This window comes from Flavobacterium sp. UBA4854 (assembly GCF_002399805.1).
GTDB lineage: Bacteria > Bacteroidota > Bacteroidia > Flavobacteriales > Flavobacteriaceae > Flavobacterium > Flavobacterium ginsengisoli.
Genome location: NZ_DHEI01000117.1, coordinates 8,747 through 19,654, shown reverse-complemented (window position 1 = coordinate 19,654; position 10,908 = coordinate 8,747). Strand labels below are relative to the sequence as shown.

Annotated in this window: 5 protein-coding genes; all 5 read left to right on the top strand. The window is 32.9% G+C overall.

Annotated elements, in window-relative coordinates:
* Positions 1–296, top strand: a 296-nt coding sequence (locus B3J44_RS17380; RefSeq protein WP_286969960.1) for a fibronectin type III-like domain-contianing protein, incomplete at its 5' end; no start/stop codon positions are given.
* Between the two features lie 215 nt (positions 297–511).
* Positions 512–4,660, top strand: coding sequence for a two-component regulator propeller domain-containing protein (locus B3J44_RS17375; RefSeq protein ID WP_286969958.1), 4,149 nt, complete (start codon positions 512–514; stop codon positions 4,658–4,660).
* Positions 4,661–5,096: 436 nt separating this feature from the next.
* Positions 5,097–8,201, top strand: a complete 3,105-nt coding sequence (locus B3J44_RS17370; RefSeq protein ID WP_286969957.1) for a SusC/RagA family TonB-linked outer membrane protein — start codon at positions 5,097–5,099, stop codon at positions 8,199–8,201.
* A 59-nt stretch (positions 8,202–8,260) separates the two neighbouring features.
* On the top strand, positions 8,261–9,784 hold the full coding sequence (locus B3J44_RS17365) for a RagB/SusD family nutrient uptake outer membrane protein (RefSeq protein WP_286969955.1): 1,524 nt from the start codon (positions 8,261–8,263) through the stop codon (positions 9,782–9,784).
* Positions 9,785–9,792: 8 nt separating this feature from the next.
* Entirely contained in the window at positions 9,793–10,896 is a 1,104-nt protein-coding gene (locus tag B3J44_RS17360) for a hypothetical protein (protein ID WP_286969953.1), read from the top strand.
* The last annotated feature ends 12 nt before the right edge of the window (positions 10,897–10,908 follow it).

Here is a 10,908-nt window from a genome sequence, read left to right as displayed (position 1 = left end):
AAGTTCAGGTAAGCGTTGAAGTTGCAAACTCTGGAAATTACGACGGAAAAGAAGTGGTGCAATTGTACATTCATGATGAATTTGCAAGCATCGTCCGTCCGATTAAAGAATTGAAAGGTTTTGAATTGGTTAATCTGAAAAAAGGGGAAACCAAAACAGTAAGCTTTACTTTAACGTATAAAGAGCTTGGTTTTTACGATAACGAAGGAAATTATCTGGTAGAACCGGGAACTTTTAAAATCATGGTTGGAGGAAGTTCTGATAAAGGTCTTACTGAAAAATTTGAACTAAATTAATTAGCAAGAGCACTATATCTATTTGTATAAAATATGTTGTTTTAAGCAATCTAATAACCTGAGTGAGATTATTAATTAATCATACTCAGGTTTTTGGCAATATGACAAATTTCACAATTAAAAGTATATTTTTTGTTTAGTTTTATTAATATTGTTAATTACACTTAAAAAATAAAGACGGGTTTTCGGCGAGGATTGATCAATACTACTATTAAATGAAAAATATTAAATATATTCTTGTATGCTACTTTATAGGTTTGAATTGCCTATTTTCTCAAGATAAATTTGATAACTATCAATTTAGAAGCATACAGGAAACTACTTCAAAAAGAGCTATTTCTTCCATTATTCAAGATAAAAATGGTTTTATCTGGATAGGTACAAATGGTACTGGTTTGTATCGATATGACGGAGTAAATTATTTTGGATATGAATACAATAAAAATTCGGGCTCAATAAACAGTAACTTTATTTATTCCACTTTTGTTGATTCTGACAATAACTTATGGGTTGGCACTGATGACGGTTTATGTTTATATAACAGAGATTTAGATAATTTCACCAAAATCAATATTGAGGATGTAATCAGAAAAGGATATGATGAACCCATTACTGTAAAGACAATTAATCAGGATAACAATGGCAACTTAATATTGGGTACTTATGGTTTTGGATTATTTAAACTTAACCTAAAAACTTTAAAAACTACTTTGATTCCGTCAAAGGTGTTGGACAAATTTAATTTCCTAATAAAATCTTCGGTAAAAAATAAGCAAGGAATTATCTATTTAGGAACAAGTTACGGTCTCTTAGAACTTGATTTAAACGGCAAACTTAAACAGGTTTATAAAGACAAGTTTAAAAGAGAACCTTTATTGGACGATATAGAAAATCTTGCTATAGATAAATTAGGATATATATGGCTGGGAACTACTGAACATGGTCTGATTAAAATTAAGCCAGAAACTGATAATTACCAATTTGAAAATTATTTTATAACCAAAAACAAAATCTTATCACTTATAGAAAGCAGCCAAGATTATATAATTTGTGGCACTGAAAATGATGGATTATTGATTGTAAACTATAAAGGCCAAGTAATCCAGAAGTATTTGCACAGCAAGTATAATGACTCTAGCTTAAAATCTAATTCTGTCTGGTCATTGTATGAGGATAAAGAAAAGCGACTCTGGTTAGGATATTTTAATAAAGGACTTGGCGTATTTGACAAACCAACTAACAAATTTAATTCTCTTGAATCGCTAGTCAACAACGAAAATTCTTTGCAGACGAGCTATGTCACTTCAATTGTAAAAGACAAGAAAGGAGATCTGTTAATCAGTAACGAAGGAGGCGGTCTCGACATTTATAATCTTACCAATAAAAGTTTCATTCACGTAAATAAAAACAGCCAAAGTTATTATTCTGGTTTAGACGCTGCTGATATTCAAACCATATTCATAGACAGCAAGCAAAATATTTGGATAGGAAGTTGGGATCGCGGAATCTACTTTTTAAAAAATGGCACTACCCGATTCATAAATTATAATACTGCCAATACTGAAGGATTAAAATCGAATAGGATTTTTAGTTTTTCGGAGGATTTGAAGGGCAGAATCTGGATAGGAACTTTCATAAAAGGATTGCATTATTTTGATAATAAGAACAATACATTTGTTCATTGCAACACAAAATCATTTACAGAACACGCTTTGGACAATGCTTTTATCCGTAAAGTTTTTGTAGATTCTGATAATGTTTTGTGGGTTGGAACGATTTTGGGTTTATATCAGGTAAGTTTAAAAGACGATTCTGGTTTTAAAGTTACCAAAATGCGCGATGCCATGTTCGACGACAAAACGAAATATAACAGCATCCAAACTATTTTATCAATCTACGAGTCTAATGATAAAACAATATGGATTGGAACAGACGGCGAAGGATTATTTAGCTATAATAAAAAAGATAGAACATTTTCAAACTATAATAATTTTCCAGGTTTTAAAGAAAAATCTGTTCGCGCCATAATTGCCGACAACAATGGCTATTTATGGATTAGCGGCGGATTAGGATTAACAAAACTTGATTTAAAAAACAAAAAAAGTACCAGCTTTACTAAAGATGACGGTCTTATTGATAATGATTTTAACAACAATGCGGTCTTTAAAGATGGAAATGGAGAACTGTATTTTGGAAGTTATGAGGGTGTAAATTATTTTAATCCTAGCGAGATCAAAAAAGTAGAGAAAGCTCCAAAATTGTATTTCAGTGATTTCAAATTATTCAATAAATCTGTAAAACCTAATGAAGATGCTTCTCCATTAACCAAAGTAATTGGTCAGAGTAAAGAAATCATTCTTAATCATACGCAATCTGTTTTTACGATTGAATATGTTGGAATTAACTATAATTATTCTAAGAAAAACCAATATGCTTACTACCTGCAGGGCTTTGAAAAAGATTGGAATTATGTAGGAAATAACAGAGCCGCAACTTATACAAATTTGCCACCAGGTAATTATGTTTTTAAAGTAAAATCTGCAAATGCCGATGGTTCGTGGAATACTGTTCCTTTAGAATTAAAAATAAAAGTCTTGCCGCCGTGGTGGAAAACCATTTGGGCATATTTACTGTACACTTCGATACTGGTTTTTCTAACTATATATCTTAATAAAATATATCAAAATCGTTTTAAAGCAAAACAGGCTATAATTTTAGAAAAAGAAAAAAATATTCAGTCAGAGAAATTAAACAATAATAAGCTGCAATTTTTCACAAATATTTCGCATGAATTCAGAACACCATTAACACTAATTATCAATCCTTTAGAAGATATTCTGAAAAGTAAAAATTTATCTCCTGAAATACATAACAAACTAAAAATTGTACACAAAAGTTCAGATAGGCTTTCGAGACTTATCAATGAACTTATGGACTTTAATAAGTTAGAATTCAACAGAATTTTTCTTCAAGCCAGAAAAATTGAAGTCGTGGCCTTTACGCAAGGAATTAGAGGTTATTTTGATGAGGAAGCCGCCTCACGAAATATTACTATTAATTTTGAGTCTGAATTTGATGAGCTTGAGGATTGGTTAGATCCTAAAATGCTCGAAAAAATACTGTTCAACATTATTTCAAATGCTTTTAAATTTACTCCCGATAATGGCTCAATCACTATTTCTATAGCAAAATCAGAAGGCGATAATCTATTGCTAATTGATGGAAATATCGTTCCTTCTTTTTCAATAACTATTACTGATACAGGTTCGGGTATTCGCAAAAAAGATCTGAAAAGAATATTTGACAGGTTTTATCAGGTCAATAATGTAAATAAAGATTATTATGGAAGTACGGGAATTGGTTTAGAGGTTGTAAAGGAATTTGTGGAACTTCATAAAGGAAGAATTGATGTTGATAGTCAGGTAGGACAAGGCACAAAATTCACATTAACCTTTCCTTTAGGCAAATCTATGTATAAGAAAAGCGAAATAATTGAAGGAGACAAAACAAAAAATATAGAAAAAACTAAAACTAAATTTCTATCTGAATCTACCGATCAAGATGATTATGTAGATCAAACTGAAAATGTTGCTGAAACTGTAAAACCATATACTGTTTTAATTGTTGAAGATAATCCTGAATTGAGAAACTACCTAAAACAGGAACTAAGCAAATTATATAAAGTTATTGTCGCCGAAAATGGTCAAAAAGGCTACGAACTTGCTGTTCTGAAATTACCAGATTTAATTATTACAGATGTTATAATGCCCGTAATGGACGGACTGCAGATGTGTAAAAAAATAAAAGGCGATTTAAAAACTAGCCACATTCCATTACTAATGCTTTCGGCAAAAGCAATGGTAAAAGACAGATTAGAAGGTATAGATTCAGGTGCTGATATTTATCTCAGTAAACCATTTGAGTTAGACATCTTAAAATCTAGCCTAGCGCAGCTTATTACGAGCAGACAAATCATGTTTAAGAAATTTTATAGCGGAATTACAAAAGATGGTAAAGAAAAAACAACTTCGCTTGATAATGATTTCATTCAAAAAATTCTGCATTTTATAAACGAAAACATCAGCGAACCAGAATTAAGTGTCGAATTGCTATCGTCTAAAATTTTCCTAAGCAGAAGTCAGCTGTATCGAAAGATAAAAACCTTAACGGGCGTTTCGGTAAATGAGTTTATTAGAAATGTACGATTAGAAAAGGCAAAACAATTGATAGAAAAAGGAAATAATAATATTAATGAAATTAGCTATAAAGTTGGATTTACATCTCCCTCCTATTTCACCAAATGTTATAAGATTAAATACGGACATTTGCCCACACAAGAAAAAGAACAAAAAAATAAACGTTAAAAATACCTCTTTAAAATAGAGAATAGCCTAAAAAAGAGCTTCGATACCATAATCGAAGCTCTTTTTTTGTAAGTCAATTTCCTCAAAAAATCTTTTCTGTTATTTGAGAGTAAAATCTAATATATCTAAAATATTACTACTCCTTTTTTATACAAAAAGTATTTTTTTAGCAGTTTTTTCAGCAATACTTTATCGACTGTTTTATATCATAATTGTTTCTTTTCAGCAATAACAGCCCTTAATCTCCATTTTTTGCATCATTTGTTGCACAATATGCTTCATGCGTTCTACAATAGCAGCACACTACATTTTACTTTCGTTAAGAAATTTTTAAGAAAAAGAGAATCTTCTTATAGCTCCACTTTTGAACATGTAAAAGTCTCTTCTATTAAATATTTTACAAGTAAAAACAAACTAACTTAATCGACCAATTTTTATGCAGAAAAAAACATTAAAAAAACTATTATGTTTAATAGTATGTATGTGGGGAAACTTTTTCTTTGCGCAAACTGTTAAAGGAAAAGTAACATCAGGAGGTCTTGGCCTACCCGGTGTTGGTGTAGCAGTACAAGGAACAAAAAATGCTACAACCACTGATTTTGACGGAGGATTTATTTTAAACAATGTAGATCCGAAAAGCACATTGATTTTTAGCTACATAGGTTACAAAACTGTAACCCTGCAAGCAGATACAAAATCAGTGATGGTAGTCAACATGGTTAATGACCTTGAGAAATTAAATGAAGTCGTGGTTATTGGCTACGGAACTTCAAAAAGAAAAGATGTAAATGGTGCTATTTCTTCCATCAAAGCATCTGAAATTCAAGACAAACCTTTTATTTCCATCGATCAAGCTCTTGTAGGTAAAGCGGCAGGTGTAAATGTTACTCAAAATTCTGGAACTCCAGGAGGAGGAATTTCGGTGCAAATTAGGGGTATTACCTCTATTAATGGAAATGAGCCTTTATATGTCATTGATGGAACACCTGTTTTTGCAGATAAAAACAACGACTCATTTGCATTTAGTGCATTAGGCGGAGGAAATGGGCAGACTAAAAACTCGGCTTTATCTGGATTAAATATTTCGGATATCGAAACCATTGATATCTTAAAAGATGCTTCATCAACTGCAATATATGGTGCAAATGGTGCGAATGGTGTCGTTTTGATTACAACTAAAAAAGGAAAAAAAGGAAAGTCGGCTTTTACCTATGAAACCTATTTAGGTACTCAGCAAGTGGCAAATTCAGTTGATGTTTTAAACTTGCCTCAATATGCCGCTTATCAGACTAAAATCTTCAAACTAAATGGAGAACCAGTTCCTTATCAATATCAAAAACCAAATTTATTAGGCAATGGAACAAACTGGCAGGACGAACTTTTTAGAACTGCCACTATGTATAATCATCAAATATCATTTTCAGGCGAAAAAGACGGAACAAGATATTATACTTCTTTGAATTATTTTGATCAGGAAGGAATTGTGATGAATTCAGATTTCAATAGAATGTCTATGAGATTAAATGTGGATTCAAATGTAAAATCATGGCTTAAAATTGGCAACAATATGTCAATAAGCAGATCATCTCAACAAGTAGTTCGAAACGATGACAGAGGTGGTTTAGTAATGAATACATTAAGGCAGTCTCCAGAATTACCTGTTAGATATGCCGATGGTTCTTATGCCGGCCCAACAAGCGGTTTAGGTTCTTCTGCAAATGAGGCAACCAACCCAATTGCATTATCAGAATACAATAACGCAAAAGCAGACCGATACAAAATTAATGGAAATGTCTTTGCCGATTTCACTCTTACTAAAGGATTGGTTTTTAGAACAGAATTGGGATATGATTTAAATTTTGCAAAGAGCAGCTCTTTTGCCCCTGCCTACACTTTAGGAAATGTATCTGAACTATTAAATAAATCTTTTAAACAGCAGGATCAAAGTTTTTACTGGAGTTTAAAAAATTATTTGACATATAATAAAACATTTAGTGAAAAACATAATTTCACTTTCTTACTAGGTCAGGAAGCACAAGAAAGCCAATACGAATATTTAAGCGGTTACAGATCGGGCGATTTCCTTAGCAAAGATTTTACCAACCTAAACATAGGCGATATAGATACCGCTGTTAATGGTAATGGTTCTGGAAGATGGTCGATGACCTCATACATTTCGAGATTAAATTATAGTTTTTCTAATCGCTATTCTTTTTCGGCTTCTTTAAGAGCTGATGCTTCTTCTAACTTTGGACCTAATAATAAATGGGGATATTTTCCATCATTTGCTGCAGGTTGGACTGTTAGTAACGAAAGCTTTTTTGAGCCTTTATCTAATACAGTCAATTATCTGAAATTTAGAGGTGGTTATGGTTCGGTAGGAAATCAAAACATTCCTGCTAACAGATACCAAACCATTCTTTCATTGACTGCATCTCCTTTCGGAGGCGTGTCTCCAACAATTGATAATTTAGGAAATCCAGATATTAAATGGGAATCTCTTAAGTCTTTTAACATTGGTTTTGAACTAGGAATGCTTAGCAATAGAGTAAAATTAGACTTTGATTACTATGTAAAACATTCTTCTAATTTCCTTACTAAGCAAATCAATGATGAGTCAAATCAAAGTGCATTAAATTATTATTTAAATACGGGTGAAATTCAAACTAAAGGGGTCGAACTTACCTTAAACACCAGAAACATTGTTACAGATAATTTTACTTGGGATAGTACTATTATTTTCTCAAAATACAATAATGAACTTACCAGTTTTCAAGGGGCAGGTAAATCTCTATTGGGTAAAGTTCAATTCGACTTGTATACCGTAACTAGAACTACAGAAGGCCAGCCAGTTGGTCAATTCTATGGATATGTTACAGATGGAATATTTAAAAATGCAGCAGAATTAGCCGCAGGGCCAATTCAGGAAACAGGAACAGGAATTGGTGATATTCGTTTTAAAGATCTTAATAATGATGGGAAAATTGATGCTAAAGATCAGACTTCTATAGGAAGCGCAATACCTGATTTCACTTATTCATTTACCAATAACTTTAAATACAAAAACATCAGTTTATCAATTGCTTTAACGGGAAGCCAAGGCAATGAAATCTACAACTTTACTCGTCATTATACAGATGGTATCTATCCTGGATTTGGAGATCGATTTGCAAATGTGAGCACAAGAGCTTTAAATGCTTTTGAACCGGGAGTTAATGAAAATACGAATGAACCTAGAATTACACTTAATGACCCAAATGGGAATGGAAGAATCTCTAACAGATTTGTTGAAGATGGTTCTTATTTAAGAATTCAGAATGTTTCTTTGAGCTACGATTTACCAAGCAAAATCTTCGAAAAGTCTATTATATCTAAAGTTAGATTGTATGTCAATGTCCAAAACTTATACACATGGACAAAATACTCTGGTTTTGATCCTGCTTTAGGAAATTTAGATCAAAATATAACCCTTAGCGGTATTGATCTAGGAAGATACCCAGTACCGAGAATAACTTCTATGGGTCTAAATCTAGAGTTTTAAAATCGACAAAAACACAAGTAACTTAATGATTCATAGTCGTTAAAATAAAAATAATAGTTATGAAAAAACTTTTTAAACTTTTTATGATTGGAATGGTAATACCATTGCTGTCTTTATTTTCCTGTTCTGATGATTTTTTGGATGCTCCATCTGAAAATCAATTGACACCTGGCGATTTACCCGAAGGAATTACCGCTTTTGATGGAATTGCCGAGAGTTTGTATTTTAAACCTTGGTTTACTTTTAATGATAAATTCTTAATTGCAGTTGGCGATATGTATGCTGGCAACGCATTTACATTTGATGGTGCATATGCACAATTTAAAGATGCGGAGGTAACCTCGCAAAATCCAATCCTGACAGAAGGATATACTTCTTTGTTTTCTGTTATTGATCAATCTAATAATTTAATGAGTTTGGTTGAAGACAGAAAAAGCGAGCTCCCAGAAGCATCTTATAAAAATGCCATAGCAATATCAAGGTTTATGAGAGCCAATGCTTATTTCTATCTGGTAAGAAGCTTTGGAGCTGTGCCTATTATCAACAAAGCAGGATCGGCTGCGCAACCAAAAAGAAATCTTGTTACAGATGTTTACAAATTCATAAAACAAGATTTAGAATATGCGATCGAAAATTTACCAGCAACTTCGGTAAAAAAAGGATATGTTACCAAATTTGCTGCTATGGGAATCCTTGCAAAAGTGCATTTGACATTAAATGAATATGCAGAATGTGCAACTCTAACTCAGAAAATTATCGGAAATCAATACACTTTAATTCAAGAGTACGGAAACTTATTTAGCAGTCCCGAAAATAATAATAGCGCCGAAAGTATGTTTGCCCTGCAATGGAAGGCAGTTGCTACAGAATGGGGAACCCAAAATACAAATCAAGCATATATAGTTCCTGGTGGTACTGGAATAACTGGCGGTGGTGACGGTTGGGGAGTTTATCTGCCTTCTATTTCATTACAAAGTGGTTTTGAACCAAATGACACTAGAAAAAAGAGCACAATCATGACAGATGGCGACTTTTATCCTGAATTATTAAAAAATCAAGGCGGTTTTAGATATAAAAAAATATACTCATCGACTGCGGCTAATTTCAGAAAGTATATTGTAGGATCTGCTGCCGAAAGAAACGATGTGTTTTTTATGAGAACTTCGCAAAACACAATCATACTAAGGTATTCTGACGTTTTACTAATGAATTCTGAGGCTATTTTGGCAGGAGCCAGTTCAACTACTTCTGCAGCTGCTTTAGACTCTTTTAATGAAGTGAGAGCCAGAGCGGGATTACCAGCTAAAACAGTTCTTACAAGAGATGATTTATTTAACGAAAGAAGAATTGAATTTGCACTTGAAGGACAATATTTCTTTGATTTAAAACGCCGTGGTCTAGCGGAAGCAACAGCTATTATTTCACAACAAGAAGTTGGATTTTATTCTGATGATGACAGAACAGTATTGATTTCAAGAAAAATAACTCCTGGAAGCAACTACTTTGAATTGCCTTTACCGCAAACTGCTATTGATACTAATCCATCGTTATTAGAGCCTCCTGTTCCTTTTAACTTTAACTAACATTTACTATGATCAAGAAAATAACATATAGAATTATAATTCTTCTAGCACTGGTTTCTTTTGCTGCTTGCCAAAATGATGATGCACCTACCGCAAGCGTTGATGCAATGGTTGCTGAACCTGGCGATTTGCTTAATCAGGCCTTTCCTTTAAACAAGGTCAGAGTTGAAGGTGAAGGTTTAAAAGGATTAAAAAAAATTACGTTGGATAATAAAATTAACATCAGTTTTAATCCAAACTATAATTCAGATCAAGCTTTTATTTTTACTATTCCTTTTGACGAAAAACTAGGAAGCAGATTTGGTGTGCAGCCTATTACGTTTGTAACAGGAACAGGATCGGTCACCAAAAACATAGAGATTTTACAACCCACTCCTACCATAACAAAAACAATTCCAGAGGTAGCAACTCCTGGGTTTCCATTAGAAATTGAAGGAACATGGTTTTACAATGTTTCTTCCATCACTTTGGGCGGAAAAACACTTAGTTATACGCTAAAATCGTCATCTTCAATTATCATCGGTTTACCTTCAGACGCAATTTCAGGATCAGAGCTGGTCGTTACTACTCCTGGTGGTTCTGCAAAAAAAACAATCAATTTTGCAACTGTCGTTCTTGTGTCTGATTTTGACGGAAACGGTTCCAGAGAAGATTGGAGTGCTTATGGTGATATCGATAGTTTTAATGCCAATACCACTGGTGGCCCAACAGGAAGTTATGCAACATTAGCATGGTCTGGTTCAACTGCAAATGGTTATAACGGAAGCAGTGCTGGCGGTGGAGCTAGTTTCCTAAGCTCTTCAAACAATGATGCCCTAAAAACATTTATAGACATTGATGTAAGCGCAAATGTTGTAGGTGCTCAATTTGCTATTCAGCTAAATACTATTGATGGCGTAAATTATGGCTATAATTTTAAAGTGACCGATGTAAACTGGACCACGAAGACAATATTATTAAGCGATTTTAAAGATAATTACGGATTTGGTTCAAATTCGGCGGCAACGTTAGATCCTTCTAAAATTAATGAAATTAAAGTCGGTATTGCTCAAGGAGATACGCCAAATCCAAGTGTAATAAAATTTGACAATATTAAAATTCGCTACCAATAAAGAGACTTTTAG